General features: G+C 63.8%; 20 protein-coding genes. 13 read left to right on the top strand and 7 right to left on the bottom strand.

All coding sequences use genetic code 11. From position 1 onward, the window contains the following. Positions 1-27 precede the first annotated feature (27 nt). Positions 28-849: a helix-turn-helix domain-containing protein gene (locus tag AC0L2F_RS12540; RefSeq protein WP_063995739.1), complete on the bottom strand. Its 822-nt coding sequence runs from the start codon at positions 847-849 to the stop codon at positions 28-30. A gap of 101 nt (positions 850-950) precedes the next feature. Between AC0L2F_RS12540 and AC0L2F_RS12535 the strand changes: the two genes are divergently transcribed. Next, entirely contained in the window at positions 951-1181 is a 231-nt protein-coding gene (locus AC0L2F_RS12535; protein ID WP_007612230.1) for a hypothetical protein, read from the top strand. 38 nt (positions 1182-1219) lie between these two features. Beyond that, entirely contained in the window at positions 1220-1618 is a 399-nt protein-coding gene (locus AC0L2F_RS12530) for a hypothetical protein (RefSeq protein WP_007612232.1), read from the top strand. 143 nt (positions 1619-1761) lie between these two features. Here AC0L2F_RS12530 and AC0L2F_RS12525 read toward each other — a convergent pair whose 3' ends face one another. Beyond that, complete coding sequence (locus AC0L2F_RS12525; protein WP_473248765.1) at positions 1762-2322, bottom strand: SET domain-containing protein; 561 nt, start codon at positions 2320-2322, stop codon at positions 1762-1764. A gap of 165 nt (positions 2323-2487) precedes the next feature. On the opposite strand from AC0L2F_RS12525, the gene AC0L2F_RS12520 reads away from it, so the two are divergent. Further along, entirely contained in the window at positions 2488-3093 is a 606-nt protein-coding gene (locus AC0L2F_RS12520; RefSeq protein ID WP_473248555.1) for a hypothetical protein, read from the top strand. Positions 3094-3143: 50 nt separating this feature from the next. Here AC0L2F_RS12520 and AC0L2F_RS12515 read toward each other — a convergent pair whose 3' ends face one another. Then, positions 3144-3869 carry a TetR/AcrR family transcriptional regulator gene (locus AC0L2F_RS12515; protein ID WP_063995736.1) on the bottom strand — a complete coding sequence of 242 codons (726 nt, stop codon included), beginning with the start codon at positions 3867-3869 and terminating at the stop codon, positions 3144-3146. A 107-nt stretch (positions 3870-3976) separates the two neighbouring features. On the opposite strand from AC0L2F_RS12515, the gene AC0L2F_RS12510 reads away from it, so the two are divergent. The 6 genes from AC0L2F_RS12510 to AC0L2F_RS12485 all read left to right on the top strand — a co-directional run bounded on the left by AC0L2F_RS12510 (position 3977) and on the right by AC0L2F_RS12485 (position 8244). Beyond that, positions 3977-5374 (top strand): carotenoid oxygenase family protein, encoded by a 1398-nt coding sequence (locus AC0L2F_RS12510; protein WP_473248764.1) that lies wholly within the window; start codon positions 3977-3979, stop codon positions 5372-5374. 41 nt (positions 5375-5415) lie between these two features. Continuing rightward, positions 5416-5685, top strand: coding sequence for a hypothetical protein (locus tag AC0L2F_RS12505; protein ID WP_473248554.1), 270 nt, complete (start codon positions 5416-5418; stop codon positions 5683-5685). 77 nt (positions 5686-5762) lie between these two features. Next, positions 5763-6338: a hypothetical protein gene (locus tag AC0L2F_RS12500; RefSeq protein ID WP_473248553.1), complete on the top strand. Its 576-nt coding sequence runs from the start codon at positions 5763-5765 to the stop codon at positions 6336-6338. A gap of 12 nt (positions 6339-6350) precedes the next feature. Next, on the top strand, positions 6351-6905 hold the full coding sequence (locus AC0L2F_RS12495) for an inner membrane-spanning protein YciB (protein ID WP_063995733.1): 555 nt from the start codon (positions 6351-6353) through the stop codon (positions 6903-6905). 107 nt (positions 6906-7012) lie between these two features. Then, complete coding sequence (locus AC0L2F_RS12490; protein ID WP_007612254.1) at positions 7013-7309, top strand: hypothetical protein; 297 nt, start codon at positions 7013-7015, stop codon at positions 7307-7309. A 14-nt stretch (positions 7310-7323) separates the two neighbouring features. Continuing rightward, positions 7324-8244: an SH3 domain-containing protein gene (locus tag AC0L2F_RS12485; protein WP_473248552.1), complete on the top strand. Its 921-nt coding sequence runs from the start codon at positions 7324-7326 to the stop codon at positions 8242-8244. A gap of 161 nt (positions 8245-8405) precedes the next feature. Here the strand turns inward: AC0L2F_RS12485 and AC0L2F_RS12480 are convergent, their stop codons facing one another. Further along, positions 8406-10061, bottom strand: a complete 1656-nt coding sequence (locus AC0L2F_RS12480; RefSeq protein ID WP_473248551.1) for a fumarate hydratase — start codon at positions 10059-10061, stop codon at positions 8406-8408. A 247-nt stretch (positions 10062-10308) separates the two neighbouring features. Here AC0L2F_RS12480 and AC0L2F_RS12475 point away from each other — a divergent pair, with 247 nt between their 5' ends. Next, positions 10309-10782 (top strand): hypothetical protein, encoded by a 474-nt coding sequence (locus tag AC0L2F_RS12475; RefSeq protein WP_035975114.1) that lies wholly within the window; start codon positions 10309-10311, stop codon positions 10780-10782. 237 nt (positions 10783-11019) lie between these two features. Beyond that, positions 11020-11193: a hypothetical protein gene (locus tag AC0L2F_RS12470; protein ID WP_007612258.1), complete on the top strand. Its 174-nt coding sequence runs from the start codon at positions 11020-11022 to the stop codon at positions 11191-11193. Positions 11194-11275: 82 nt separating this feature from the next. On the opposite strand, the gene AC0L2F_RS12465 is transcribed toward AC0L2F_RS12470, so the two are convergent. The 3 genes from AC0L2F_RS12465 to AC0L2F_RS12455 all read right to left on the bottom strand — a co-directional run bounded on the left by AC0L2F_RS12465 (position 11276) and on the right by AC0L2F_RS12455 (position 13235). Beyond that, positions 11276-11998: a glutathione S-transferase gene (locus AC0L2F_RS12465; RefSeq protein ID WP_473248549.1), complete on the bottom strand. Its 723-nt coding sequence runs from the start codon at positions 11996-11998 to the stop codon at positions 11276-11278. Between the two features lie 187 nt (positions 11999-12185). Then, on the bottom strand, positions 12186-12866 hold the full coding sequence (locus tag AC0L2F_RS12460) for a lectin (RefSeq protein ID WP_063995729.1): 681 nt from the start codon (positions 12864-12866) through the stop codon (positions 12186-12188). A gap of 57 nt (positions 12867-12923) precedes the next feature. After that, a complete protein-coding gene (locus AC0L2F_RS12455; protein WP_473248548.1) occupies positions 12924-13235 on the bottom strand; it encodes a hypothetical protein in 312 nt (103 codons plus the stop codon). On the opposite strand from AC0L2F_RS12455, the gene AC0L2F_RS12450 reads away from it, so the two are divergent. Beyond that, a complete protein-coding gene (locus AC0L2F_RS12450; RefSeq protein ID WP_473248547.1) occupies positions 13230-14243 on the top strand; it encodes an NrtA/SsuA/CpmA family ABC transporter substrate-binding protein in 1014 nt (337 codons plus the stop codon). The two genes, AC0L2F_RS12455 and AC0L2F_RS12450, sit on opposite strands and share 6 nt — an antisense overlap. Next, entirely contained in the window at positions 14234-15082 is an 849-nt protein-coding gene (locus AC0L2F_RS12445) for an ABC transporter permease (protein WP_473248546.1), read from the top strand. The genes AC0L2F_RS12450 and AC0L2F_RS12445 overlap by 10 nt, the downstream gene beginning before the upstream one ends. Positions 15083-15101: the final 19 nt, after the last annotated feature.

Raw genomic sequence — 15101 nt, 5'->3', positions numbered from 1 at the left:
AGCCGAACCCATTCCGAGGCAAGGCCGCTAACTCATGGCTGCTGCCATTTGCCGGAGCCGCTCGGCAGTGCGCTCGTCGGCCGGGAAGAAGGTTTCCAGGGCCAGCTCCGACAGTGTGATGTCGACGGGCGTGCCGAACACCATGGTGGTGGAGAAGAAACTGAGGATCTCCCCGTCGTGTCGCAGCTTGAAGGGGATCGCGACATTGTCGCTCGACAGCGGCGCCGCGCGCGCCGGGATCGGATAGCTCTTCAGGTCGTTGTACAGCTTGATCAGCTCGGGATCGGCGGTCGCCTCGCATTGCCGGTGCAGCCGCTCCAAGAGATGTCCGCACCATTCCGCGAGGTTGACCGTGCGCGGCGCCAGCGCCTCGGGATGGAAGGCGAGCCTCAGCACGTTGAAGGGCTGACCGAGCAGCCGCTGCGGAATGCCGGCGAGCAGCGGCGCCAGCATGCGGTTGGCCGAAACCAGATTCCAGTGCCGGTCATAGGCCAGCGCCGGATTTGGCTCATGCGCCCTGAGGACGAGGTCGATGGCCTGGCGGGCTGATTTCAAGGCGGGATCCTCCAGCGGGCGCTGTGGAAAGGCCGGGGCATAGCCGGCGGCGACCAGCAGCACGTTGCGTTCGCGCAACGGCACGTCGAGGCGCTCGGCAAGTCTGAGCACCATGTCGCGCGAGGGTGCGGCGCGGCCGGTCTCAACGAAGCTCAAATGCCGCGCCGAGATTTCGGCCTCTCCGGCGAGATCGAGCTGGCTCATGCGGCGGCGCTGCCGCCATTCGCGCAAATGGTCGCCGATATGGACCGGCTGGCTGCGTTCGGCCTGTGCCGTGGATGCATGTGCGTTCATGGTCGAAAACCTAGCACGCAGATTTCGGCCCTTCCATTACGTCGGAGGTAATCGAATTGGGCCTTGGGTCGGCGCATCCTGGGTCGCATCAGGAGACGACCATGATCGCACTGCTGCTCTACCGGACCATCACAGACCACCTTGTTCCCTGGGCCATGGCGCTCGCAACCCGGATGCTGGCGCGCAGCCTCAACATGCCGGAGCCGCTGGTGCATTCGACCGGCGACTATGTCGTCGCGCAGGTCACAGCCTTCGAGCACAGCGTCGGCAGGAGCCTCTGTCCGTTCCGCCTCGCCCGCCTGCTCCGCGCCTGGTGGCGCGGATGGCACTGAGTTTCACCTCGAGCCCAACCCAACCATGGAGACCCACGATGATCGACGCATCCACCTTCCTTCGCCGCGCGCTTCTTGCCGACGCGATCTTCAGCGGCGTCGCCGCTCTCGGTTTCACTTTCGGCGCCAGCGCGTTCGCGTCACTGTTCAACCTGCCCGAAGCACTGCTGCGCGAGACCGGCCTGTTCCTGCTCGCCTACACCGCACTCGTCGGCTGGCTTGCCTCACGCGCCGCCGTGGCAAAGCCGCTCGTGGTGCTGGTCGTGGTCGGCAACGCGGCCTGGACGGTCGGCAGCATCGCGCTGCTACTCTCGGGCGCGGTGTCGCCGAACCTTGCCGGCGAGCTCATGGTCGTGGCGCAGGCAATCGCGACCGGCGTGTTTGCCGAACTGCAATATGTGGGATTGCGCAGGAGCGGGAGTGTGCTGGCCGCGTGAGGCCACATCACTCGCTGTCGTCGCCCGGCTTGACCGGCGACCCGGTATCCCAGAGGAAGTCGTCGCATACGGAGAGGCCGCGGCGTACCGTCATGCCCCGCTTTCGCGGGGCATGACAGTTTTTCCAGAAGCTCGAACTCAGGCTACGCCCGCGGGCGCCCGTTGGCTTTGCCAACAGCGACGCCGTTGAGCTTCTTCTTTTTGACGGGCTTCGCCCCCGCCTTCTGCGCTTTACGCTCCGCGCGCGCCTTCACCTTGGCGCGTTCGGCCCGCGCCTCGGCGCGCAGCTTCTTGCGTTTCTTCTCGCAAGACTCGCACTTGCAGCCGATCGGCTTCAGATAGGCTTTGAAATAATCCGTGCCGTAGTCGTAATTGATCTCGTCGCCCGGCTCGATGTTCTTGATGGCGCGGATGAAGACCTTGCGCTCGCGCGGCCGGACGTCGGATTCGGCGTTGGGCCGGCACGAATGGTTGATGTAGCGCGCGAGGTTCTTGCGCACCGAGCCGTCGATGGTCCAGCGGCCGTTGAGCTCGAACAGGTATTTGTTCTCGATGTCGTCGTGCTCGGGAATCCGGGAGTCCAGGATTGGTCCGTAATAACGGATGATCCGGGTGCCCTTCTTGATCGGCTTGGTTGCGAAGAGGCCGAGCCCGGTTTTCGAGCGGCCGACGCGATAAGGTTTGTTCGACGAGGTGGCTGGCATGATCACGAAAAACGAGGACGCGAACGAGGCTGAAAGAGCCCAAGCGAAGCCGCTCTTCTAGAACGATTCCGCGCCGCTGTCAGGTGTCTGTCGAGCCTGTTTGAACCTTGCCCACAATCAAGACGTCTGATGGTACGGAGTTCCCGTTCGATCAAAGGCGTCATCATGTTCCGCATCACTACCGCAGGACTGGCCATGTTGCTGATGTGCAGCGGTCTCGACCGCGCCGACGCCCAATCCGTGGGCAGCCAATATAGCTCGACGGCCCCGAAGGATTGCCGCCAGATCGGCAAGCCCAGCGAGTTCGACGGCAGCATCACCCGGGTTTGCAAGGGCAAGGACGGCCTCGTGGTCCTGATCGCCGAAGACGATCTTCGCGAAATCGTCTCCGTCGGCCGCAATCGCAAGGCCGCGGCCGAGGAACCGGCGGCAAAAGTCTGGTTCGCTCCGTTCAACTCGTCCGAGACCACCGTCGAATGGCGCACCGCGGCCGCCAAGCCGTTTGCGATGATCCAGCGCTGGCACATCGCCGATGGCACCGATCCCGACAAGCAGGGGCGGCCGAACACCAAGGCCATGCTGATCGTGACCCGGCTGCCACCCGGCCCCGTCTGCCACGTCACCTATGTCGACGCGATCGCCAACCCGAACGCCAATGAGCTCGCGCGCAAGGCCGCGGACGAGTTCGCCCGCAGCTTTACCTGCGGCAAGGACGAGGTGAAGGTCATCGGCGCACGCGGCCGCGCGGTCGAGCTCGCGACTATGCGCTAGGCTTTCGTCTTGGCGCGACCACTGCAAAGGTTGCGTTCGTCCCGGCTGAATCAGGGACCCGGCGGCTTCCCCGTCACGGGCGACATCAGCATCGCCTCGAGCAGGCGTTCAGGCGTCGTCCCCTCGGGCAGGCGGCCCAGAATATCCTCCAGCCGCCCATCGAGCAGCAGCATGGTAAAACCGTGCACCATCGACCAGGCGCGCGCGATCGCGGCGCCCTGATTGAGCGTCAGCGCGTCGCCGCTGATCTGCTCCTGCCGCATCATGCCGACGGCATTGGCAAGCCCGGCAAAGGACGCCTCGGCGGCCTCGTGCAACGACGGCCTGGAATAGTCGAGGCGCTCGGTACGGAACATGATGCCGTACATGCCGGGATGAGCCTGGGCATAGGCGACATAGGCTTTCGGCCGCGCCAGCGCGTGCTCGATCGGGGTGGTGGCGGCGTTGGAGGACGACGCCATCGCCGCATTGAATTGGCGGAAGCCGACTGCCGCTAGCTCACTGAGAAGCCCGGTGAGGTCGCCGAAATGATGGGTGGGCGCGGCATGCGAGACGCCCGCCTCGCGCGCCACCGCGCGCAACGTCAGGCCGGCGAGCCCGTCACGCTCCAGCACCCGTTCGGCGGCCTGCAGCAGCGCCTCGCGCAGCGCGCCATGGTGATAGGGCGCCTCGGACTTGACGCTCGCCGGTCGTCGCGCGGGACGCGCCGGCGCGCTCGCCTTTTTTGAAGCGCGCGCACCGCGCGCGGTTTCTGTCCTGATTTCGCTCTTGCCCATGGGCCAGCTATAGGACGCAATATTGACAGTGTAAAGATTTCGCTTGACGAGAACCCCTCGTACAGCTATTTCATCTTTACGATGTAAAGATGAAGGAGGGATACGCCGTGCAGCAGGACGCAGGTGCCGAACGCCGCCACAATCTCGGTCCGATTCCGTTCGAGGCCGACGCGTCCTTCCTGAAAATCATCGGTGAATTGCCGCGCGAACTGAACGGCACGCTCTATCGCAACGGCCCCAATCCGCAGTTCGAGTCGCCCGGCGCGCACTGGTTCGTCGGCGACGGCATGCTGCACGCCTTTCACCTCGAGAACGGCCGCGCCAGTTATCGCAACCGCTGGATCCAGACGCCGAAATGGCTGGCCGAGCACGATGCCGGCCGCGCGTTGTTCGGCGGCTTTGGCCGCAAGCTGCCGGATGCGCCGGCGAACCTGACCGATGGGGGCGTTGCGAATACCAACATCATCTTCCATGCCGGCAAGCTGCTAGCGCTGGAGGAAGCGCATTTGCCGACCGAGATCGAGCCGGGCACGCTCGCGACGCGCGGCTATCACAATTATCAGGGCCGCATCGCCGGCAGCTTCACCGCGCATCCGAAGATCGATCCCGTCACCGGCGAGTTGGTGTTCTTCGGCTACAATGCGGCGGGTCCGCTGACGCCTGCCCTCTCTTACGGATCGATTGATGCGTCCGGCAAGGCGACGCGCTTCGAACGCTTCGAGGCGCCCTATGCCAGCATGGTGCACGACTTCATCGTCACCGAGAACCATGTGTTGTTTCCGATCCTGCCCATCACCGGCAGCATGGAGCGCGCGATGAGCGGGCGGCCTCCCTATGCCTGGGAACCGGACAAGGGCGCCTATGTCGGCGTGATCAAGCGCAAGGGCAGCGCGAAGGACATCGTCTGGTTCCGCGCTGAAGCCTGTTACGTCTTCCACGTCATGAATGCGTGGGAGGACGGTAACCGCATCATCGCCGACGTCATGCAGTTCGAGGAAGCGCCGCTGTTTCCGCATCCCGACGGCCGGCAGACCGATCCGGAGAAGTCGCGCGCCCGCCATTGCCGCTGGACGTTCGATCTCTCAGGCGACACCGACCGCTTCCAGCAGACCTATCTCGACGATCTCACCGGCGAATTCCCGCGCATCGACGACCGCCGCGCCGGATTGAAGAGCGGTCACGGCTGGTACGCCTGCGCCAATCCGAAGCTGCCGATGTTCGGCGCGCTGTCCGGCGTCGTCCATGTCGACGGTCATGGAAAGCGTCTCGGCCATTACCTGCTGCCGGTCGGCGACACCATTTCCGAACCCGTCTTCGTCGAGCGGTCGCAGGATGCCGCGGAAGGCGACGGCTGGCTGCTGGCGGTGGTCTGGCGCGCGCGGGAAAACCGCAGCGACCTCGCCGTGTTCAACGCCACGGATGTCGAGGCCGGTCCCGTCGCGCTGGTGCAACTCGGCCATCGCGTGCCCGACGGTTTTCACGGCAATTGGGTCGGCGCGCGGTAGCTCTCCTCTCGAGATCGCTGATGTCACCAAAAAGGTCTCTCATGCATATGCCCTCGATCGCCGCGGACCGCCTCGCTGTCCTGATCCTGGTCCTGATCTGCGCCGGGATCACGCTCCAGATGATCTGGCCGCGGCGGAGCGGCCAAACCATCTTCAACGGCGGCATCTTGCTCGCCTTCGTCCTTTCGATCGCCTGTGCGTTACCTGTGCTGTCGCACCTGCCCTGGGCCGGATTCATCGACGAGGTGGCCGACCAAGCCGTTGCAGCAATTCAATTTTTGGAAGTCGCTTACGTCATTTTGACACTGTAAAGATTTTGCTTGACCCCGTCGTGCTCCTGACTTATTGATCTTTACATCGTAAAGATAAGGCCTGACCGAGGCGGACCATGGCGATTTTCCTGATCCTTGCGCCCTACGGCGCCTTCACCTTCCTGATGCTGATGACCTCGGCCACGATCAGCGTCTTTGTAGCCTCGGCAATCTGTCTCGCCACCGTCGCGATCGATGTCGTGCGCGGTCGCTCGGTGAAGATCCTGGCTATGGGCTCGGCATTGCTATTCGCCGCAATCGGCCTCAACCTCGCGCTGTTCGACCCGACGCTCGGCACGCTCGGTGTCAAGCTGTCGCTCGACATCGGCATCTTCGTCATCTCGCTCGGCTCGATGCTGGTCCGCCGTCCCTTCACGCTGCAATACGCGCTGGAGGCCGTGCCGGCCGAGACCGCGGCAATGCCCGGCTTTCTCCATGCCAATTACGTCATCACCGGCGCTTGGACCGCGGCTGCGCTGCTGATGGCGGCCGCCAATCTCGTGCTGCTCTATGTCCCCGGCCTGCCGCTCTGGTCGAGCCTTGCGGTCGCCTTCGCCGCCCGCAACAGCGCGATCTACTTCACAAAATGGTATCCCGAATATCGGCAGATCAAGTACCGTGCGCCGGCCAGCGCAACGCCCACCTCCCGCTGAACAGGATCGACGATGAAGGACGTATTCGCCCGCCTCGCCTCCGACTTCCTCTCCGCCATCGTCTTCCTGGTCGTCTACCTCATCACCGACAACGTGGTGTTGGCAACGTCGGTGGCGATTGCCGGCGCGCTTGCGCAAGTGATCTATGCGCGGGTCAAAGGGCAGCAGCTGAGCTTCATGACCTATGCCAGTCTGGGACTCGTCATCGTGCTCGGCGCGGTCACGCTGCTCACACATGATCCCCGCTTCATGCTGGCAAAGCCGGCGATCGCGCATTTCGCGATCGGCGTCATCATGCTCAAGCGCGGCTGGATGCTGCGCTACATGCCGCCGATCGTCACCGAGACCGTCCCCGAATATGTAACTGCCGCGGGTTATGCCTGGGCCGTGTTGATGTTCGTGATCGGGGCGGGCACGATCGCAGTCGCCTCGACCGGCGATCTGAAGCTGTGGGCGTTCTACATCTCCGTCGTCGCGGGCGGTGCCAAGATCCTCGCCTTCGCCGTGCAATATGTCGTTCTGCGGCTCATCGTCACCAGCCGCCGGCGCGCCGCCGCCCGCGCCTGATTGCCGCTCACGCGACGTTGGTCAGCCGCCATGAGTTGCGCTATACGCTCGCCCCAGGACTGGCTGCGGATCGTCGCGGCCTGCCTGGATCTGTTCGGGAGACGGGAATGGCGGTAGACGGCAACTGGAATCTGACCATGACGACGCCGATGGGCGAGCGTCAGGCAACGCTTACGCTCCTGAGCTCCGGCGGAACGCTGACGGGCACGCAGGGCGCCGAAGGTCAAACCACAGAGATCTTCGACGGCACTGTCAGCGGCGATGCGGTCAACTGGAAGGTCTCGATTACCAATCCGATGCCGTTGACGCTCGAATTCATCGGAACCGTCTCCGGCGACAGCATGAGCGGGGAGATGGGCATCGGCCCGATGGGCAGCTTCCCGTTCACCGGCACGCGCGCCTAAGCCGCGCGGCAACCGTGCGCGCGCTCGGTCTCATCGCGGCGACGATCCTGTGTGTCGCGACACAAGCGGCGCGCGCGGACAATGCCGAACCGGCGTGGCGGGCAAGCGCGCTCGCCATGGTGCCAGCAGGCTATGTCGCCGGCACGGCCTATCGAACCGAAGGTTCGACGGGCTACCTCGCCGTCTATCCGGCCTCGTCGAACGATCCGAAGTCGCCTGCAAGCGTGTTCGCTGCGCGCCAGGCTCTCGTGATCGCGCTGACGCCGGATGCGACGCACGCAGTCTCAGCCGCATTGGAGCCGCGTAGCGGGCCGGATCCCGAAAACGACGACACTGATTTCGCAAAGCTGCACGCCGATCTCGCCGCCAAGCGCTCAACGCTCCCCGACGGCACCGAGCCGTGCGATCTCGGCGCGTGGTCCGTCGACAAGGATCCTGGTGGCCTCAACGTGCGTGCCGAACCATCGATCAAGGCGCGTGTGCTCGGCACGCTTCCGCCGCCCTACCGGCTCAAGCTCGGCGGCAGCGAGAACACGCCCGATGGCGGCTGGCTCACCGAATTCCGCATCATCGGCTTCAAGAGCGGCTGGTTTCTGATCGAAGGCGCCAAGCCGCCGGGCAAGGACTACGAGGACGACAAGAAATATCCGCGCAGCGCGCCGAAGCCCTATGCCGGACGCGGCTGGGTCGCCTCCAACAAGGTCGGCGCGTCCTACGCCAATGGCGCGACACGCATGGGCGGCCTGTTCCAGGCGCCCTTCGTCGATGCGAAGTGGATGCCGGCCCAGCGCGAGCTTGGCGGCCCGATCGACACCGATGGCGGGCCGAAGCGCATCCTTGCCTGTAGCGGTCTCTGGGGTCTGGTCGAGAGCCAGGACGGCGTTCGCGGCTGGTGGCGCGGGCTGTGCTCCAACCAGGTCACGAATTGCAGTTAGCCTGCGGCCCATCCTTCGAGACGCCCGCCTCCGGCGGGCCCTCAGGATGAGGTCGTGTTTCGCGGCGATATATCAGGCCCTCATGGTGAGGAGCCCGCCAAAGCGGGCGTCTCGAACCATGCAGGCCGAGCTCTTCTGGCATTCCGGAGCGAGGTGAAGAACTAACCCAGATTCAACTCCTTGAAGAAGTCGTTGCCCTTGTCGTCGATGATGATGAACGCCGGGAAGTCGACGACCTCGATGCGCCAGATCGCTTCCATGCCAAGCTCGGGATATTCGAGCACCTCGACCTTCTTGATGCAGTGCTCGGCAAGGTTCGCCGCGGCACCACCGATCGAGCCGAGATAGAAGCCGCCATATTTCTTGCAGGCCTCACGCACGGCCGGCGCCCGGTTGCCCTTGGCGACCATCACCATCGAGCCGCCGGCGGCCTGGAACTGATCGACGAAGGAATCCATACGGCCGGCGGTGGTGGGGCCGAACGCACCGGAGGCATAGCCCTCCGGCGTCTTGGCGGGGCCCGCATAATAGACCGGATGGTTCTTGAAATAGTCCGGCAGCGGCTCGCCCTTGTCCAGCCGCTCGCGCAGCTTGGCATGTGCCGAATCGCGCGCGACGATCATGGTGCCGGTCATCGAGACCCGCGTCTTGGTCGGGTACTTCGAGAACGTGGCAAGGATATCCTTCATCGGCTGGTTGAGGTCGATCTTGACCACCTCGCCGCCGAGCGATTGCTCGACCTGCGGCAAATACTGCGCCGGGTTGTGCTCGAGCTCTTCGAGATAGACGCCGTCTTTGGTGATCTTGCCGAGCACCTGGCGATCGGCCGAGCAGGACACGCCGAGCCCGATCGGGAGCGAGGCGCCATGACGCGGCATGCGGATCACGCGCACGTCGTGGCAGAAATATTTCCCGCCGAACTGCGCGCCCACTCCGAGCGACTGCGTCATCTTGTGGATTTCCTGCTCCATCTCGACGTCGCGGAACGCGTTGCCGTCGGGCGAGCCGTGGGTCGGCAGCGCATCGAGATAGCGGGCCGACGCTAGCTTAACGGTCTTCATACAGAGCTCGGCCGAGGTGCCGCCGATCACGATGGCGAGGTGATAAGGCGGGCACGCGGCGGTGCCCAGCGTCAGGATTTTTTCCTTCAGGAAGGCGAGCAGCCGGTCCTTGGTCAACACCGAGGGCGTCGCCTGGAACAGGAAGCTCTTGTTGGCGGAACCGCCGCCCTTGGCCATGAACATGAATTTGTAGGCGTCATCACCTTCGGCGTAGATCTCGCACTGCGCCGGCATGTTGTTGGCGGTGTTCTTCTCCTCGTACATCGACAGCGGCGCGACCTGCGAGTAGCGCAGATTGCGGCGCAGGTAAGCATCACGCGCGCCTTCCGACAGTGCCGCCTCGTCGTCACCGTCGGTGATGACGTTGCAACCCTTCTTGCCCATGATGATCGCGGTGCCGGTGTCCTGGCACATCGGCAGCACGCCGCCGGCGGCGATGTTGGCGTTCTTGAGGAAGTCCAGCGCGACGAACTTGTCGTTCGGGCTCGCCTCGCCGTCCTCCAGGATCGCGCGGAGCTGCTTCAGATGACCCGGCCGCAGATAGTGGTTGATGTCGCCAAAGGCCGCTTCCGACAGCGCCCGCAACGCCTCACGCGACACCACCAGCATGTCCCGGCCCAAAACCTTCTCGACCCGCACGCCATCGGCTGTGATCTTCTTGTAGGGCGTCTCGTCCTTGCCCAGCGGAAACAGCGGCGTGTGCTTGTAGGGCGGAACGGGCTTTGCGGGGTCGGGGAAGGCGGTGGGAGCGTTCATGGGCTGGAATCTCGGGGTTTTGGGGCCCTCGCATGGGCCCCTTTCATAGAAGCGTTCTAAGCTTTTTTGCCGCAAAGGGAAGGCGCTCTGGTGCGGTCGGGGCATCCCGATTCGGCGGCATGGCGACCTATTTTCGGCGGCTGTCGGCGGACACCAGACCCTCATGATGCCGGTGAAGACCTTGAGTGCACCCCTTGCGCTCCGCCTGCGACGACGGTTGAATGCGCCCGCTAAGGGGCTTTTCATCATGACATTGAACTTGCACGTCCGCGGCGCGATCCTGGTCGCCGCCGCCATCACCGGCCTTGTGACCATCGCCTCGCCCGCCCGCGCGGACCGCTGCGATGACAGCGCCAAGGAGTTGGCGAACCAGGTCGATCGCCTCAAGGTGAATTTCCGCGCCGCGAATGTCGTCTATCTGACTCATCCGGCGGCCAAGGAATTGTCCGTGGCTTGCCGTGGCGACAAATATTCGATCGAGCTCTATGCCAAGGGCGATCGCAAGCCCAAGCCGGAGTTCTTTGCGCTGGTAGGGTCGATGGCGGCGATCGTCTTCACCGTGACCAAGGACGATACGACCACGGGCGCCACACGCTGCCTGAAGCGGATGGGGCTCTTGCGCGGCGACAAGATCAGCATGCGTTACCGGCGTCTCAACATGGAATGCACCCGCACCAAGACGGATGCGTCCATCGCGATCACGCGCGGCAAAGACGAATAGGCGGGGCGACCCCGCTCTTTCCACGCACTCCGTCATTGCGAGCGAAGCGAAGCAATCCAGACTGTCTCTGCGGTGACAGACTGGATTGCTTCGTCGCAAGGGCTCCTCGCAATGACGAGGAGAGGTCCGAGAGCACATTCCACCGCACCGGATCCCTCGCATTTTAACGATTGGCTTGAAGGAAATTTCGCGTCTCGCGGCGCAGGGTCAGTTGTTTCCATATGTGAGGATTTGTGGATGAGCGTTTCTACCGTTTCGCCGCCGCCGATCGCGATCGTGGTGCCGAGCTACGACACGACCAAGCAGCAGGACGATCAGATCAAGACCAAGGACAACGACCCGACCTACAAGCCGCCGCCGCCTGCGCCGCTGCCGCCGGGTCAGGGTACGCGGATCGATCAGCTCGCTTGATCAGCCGCGTCGAAGATGAAATGCCCGATCCGGTCGATCGGGCTTTTCGCGTGTCCGGCCGCAACTTCGGTGAGCGCGCGCATCACTCTGCTGTGCTTTGACCATCCAGCTCGCGGTAGCGGCGGAAGATGCCCTGCTCGTTGAAGGCAATGCGGCGCCGGCTTTCGAGATAGGCCTTGATGTTCGGCCGCGCCGCGACGCGGTCGTGCAGGCCGACGAGGCCCGGGATATCTGTCTCGAATGCCTTCATCCGCTTGGGAAACGCATAGCGCAGCCCCGCGACGATCTGGAACAGCGAGAGATCGACATAGGTCAGCCTGCGGCCGGTGACATAGGCGCCGCCATTGTCCTGAAGGAGCTGCTCGAAATAGCCGAGATATTTCGGTACGCGCTCGCCCCAGAAGTCGGCCGTGCGCTTCTTCGCCGGCGGCTTCTGATCTTCGTAGTAGAGCGAGGGCCCGAGCGGATGATGGGTATCGTGAATCTCGACCACGAGATCGGTGATCGTCAGCTGGAGCTGATGCACCCAGAGTTGACCCGCTTCCGACTTCGGAGCGAGGGCGTGGCGGGCGCCGAGATAGAGTAGGATGTTCGCGGCCTGGCCGATGACGAGCTTGCCGGCTTTGAGGAACGGCGGCGCAAAGGGCGGCGTGCCCTTGTGCGCCTCCATCATCTTCATCATCGCAGCTGTGCCGCGTGGGCCACGCGCCACGTCGACGTAAGCCGCGCCCGCCTCCTCCAGCGCCAGCCGCACATATTCACCGCGGCCCTGGATCTCGGGCCAATAATAGAGCTCGTATTTCATGAAAGGGGTCCGTGAGCGTAAAAGCGATAGGACCAATTTATCACGCGCGACAAGGTTCCGTCAGGATGGGGCGGAACGGCAGCACCAACACGCTCCGTCATTGCGAGCGCAGCGAAGCAATCCAGACTGTCACCCTGGAGGGACTCTGGATTGCTTCGTCGCTGCGCTCCTCGCAATGACGGAAGCCTCAATTCGACGCGAAGCAATACAGCAGGCCGTCGCCGCCGGTGCTCTTCAGATCGGCCTGCGAGCAGCCGCCGTCGGGACCGCGCGAGGGATGCGAGCTGTTCCACGATTTCGACGGCTCGTCGTCGCGCAGGCCTTGACGGTCGGCGTGGCCGACGACCGCCGCCCCCTGCGTGCTCGACGTCCAGTTCTTGCAGGTCTTGTCGTCACCCGCGGGAAATGCGGTGCCGTCGGCTTGCGAACCCGTGAGGATGTCGTGGCGGTTCGGCGTGTCGCCGCGGCCGTTGATGACTTCGCCTTTCTCGCTGAGCGTGGCCTGCTTGGTGAGGTTGTTGGCCGCCCCGTGCAGGTCGGCAACGTCCTTGGCGATCACAGCGCCCTTGGCGTTCTGCCACGGTCCCTTGCCGATGCGGTCGCGCGCGTTGACGGCCGGCTTGCCGTCGGCTGCCTGGGTCGAAAGATAAGCGCGCCAGGTCTTGCTGCCGGCGCCGCCGGCCTGGGCCAGCTTCTGGCACTGCGCATCGGCCCCCTCCAGGCCGCCGAGATCGGCGCCTTTGCCAGGACCGTTGGAAGTCACGAAGAACGTCATGTCGGCCGACTGCGCCTGCGCCGATGGCGCCGCAAGCAAGGCCGCGGCGAGCGCGAGGCCTGAAATCGTCACGGATCTCTCAATGCGGATCATCCTGTCCTCCCTTTGTGTTGTCGTTGGCCGCCAGATTTCAACCCGACGCAGGCCCGCTTATTCCGATCCCGCGATGCGAGACGCCCAAAAGAAAAAAGCGCCCTGCAAGAAGCACGACGCTTTGTTCTTCATGTCGTCTGCGATCAGTTGGTCAGCGGGATCGCCGACGATTGCCAGCCGCTTCCCGACCGCCATGTCGATTAATTGCTTCCCGGAACAATGGTGCCGGGCGAGCATACCAAATGGGCCGATCCTCAAGTGGTCGTCCAGGGGAGGACGCAGGGGGACTGTGGCGGGACCGTTCAGGGCGGTATCCGCGATCACATCGGGGCTGCGCAGGGCGCGGCGCAAGGGGAGATCGTCATGCACCGGACCACCACCCGCCCAATCACGGCAATTGCCGGCCGTGTCACCCTTTGCTGCCTTGCCGTCGGTCTTGCCACCGGTCCGAACTGCGCCTTGGCCGCGGAACTGCTCAAGGCCCGGCTGGCGCAAAATCTCGCACCGATCTCCGGCCTTGCGATCGTCGCCAAGTCGAAGGGAATCTTCGAAAAGCACGGACTGGACATCACGGTTTCGAACTTCACGTCCGGCAAGCAGTGCCTGGACACCGTGATCGGGGGCGGTGCCGACATCGCGACGACGGCGGAGGCGCCGGTCACCGCTTCGACGATGGCAAACCAGCCCATCGCCTTCGTCGCCGGGATGGAATATTCCGATCTCAAGACGCTCGTCGCGGCCAAGGCCGGCGTCAAGACCAGGGCAGATCTTCGCGGCAAGCGAATCGCCTTCACTGCCGGCACCGGTAGCGAGGTTTACACCGCGACCTTGCTGAAGTCGGCGGGATTGACGTCCAAGGATGTCACCCTCGTCAATCTGCGGCCGCAGGAGATGCTGCCGGCACTTGCAGCCGGAAGCATCGACGCGATCGACACCTGGGAGCCCCACGTCGCCAACGCGAAGAAAGCCCTGGGCGAAGCCGTCGCTGAGATAGATACAAAGGGCACCTACTCCGAGACGTTCAATATCGTCGTCATGAAGCCCTATCTGGACGCCAACCCAGTGCTGGTCGAGAACTTCATCGCCGCACTGATCGATGCCGAGATCTGGATGAAGGCACACCCGGATGAAGCAATCACGACAGTGGCGGACGCGGTTGGAATGAAGCGGGACGAACTCGCCCCCATCTGGGCCGACTATGTTTACCGGGTGCGTCTCGACGACCGGCTGATCGAGATTCTGAAGACCCATTCCGCATGGCGCCTCGAGAGCGGCAACCATCCTCCGGGAGCGGCGATGCCCGACTTCAGCAAGGTCGTCGTCACCGAGCCACTGAAAAAGGTCGACCCCGAACGCGTCACCCTCTCATGGAAATAGCCACCCGCACGGCCATGCAGGAAGCCACTTCAGCGGGACGCGATATTGCCATCCGCACTGGCGGTCGCGCTCGGCGGCCGAATTCAGTTCGGCTTCGCCGCCTCAATATTCTGGTCGGGGCGCTTTCGCTTCCCTTGTTCATTGGGCTCTGGGAACTGGTCTCCCGTTCCGGGACCGTCAACATGGTGCTGTTTCCGCCGCCGACGGTGGTTGCTGCGGCCGTGCTTGAATGGATACGAAGCGGACAGTTCTTTAGCGATCTGTTGGCCAGCCTCTTTCGCGTCACCACAGGATTCATCATAGGCGGCGCGCTCGGCATCCTGCTCGGTGTTCTCACCGGCCAATTCCCCGTTATCTCGAGCTTGCTGTCCCCGCTATTCCATATCTTGCGGCCAATTCCGCCGATTGCGTTCGTGCCGATCGTAATTCTCTGGTTCGGCCTGTCGGAGGCGGGAAAATTGTTCCTCGTCGTATGGGGCGTATTCTTCACGGTATGGCTTTCGACTCACATCGGCGTGCAGAAGGTCGACCGTGGCCTGATTCGGGCGGCGTTGATGCTCGGCACGCCCCGACGGCAGATGCTGCAGGAGATCGTGCTGCTGGGGGCGCTTCCCTACATTGTGGTCGGGTTGCGCACCGCCGTCAGCATCTCCTTCTACACGCTTGTCGCGGCTGAACTGGCCGGCGCTTTCGCCGGCATTGTCTACAGGATAGAGATTGCGCAGCAGAATTTGCAAACGGGCCAGGTCATGGGCGGGCTCGCTGCGCTCGGGTTGATGTCGTTCATCGCCGACCGGCTGTTTGCGGCTCTTGCCGAAGGTATTGTCTGGTGGCGCTGATGTCGGGATCTCGATCTGG

Source organism: Bradyrhizobium sp. Ken64 (assembly GCF_055807555.1).
This window is presented reverse-complemented; position numbering and strand designations above follow the sequence as displayed.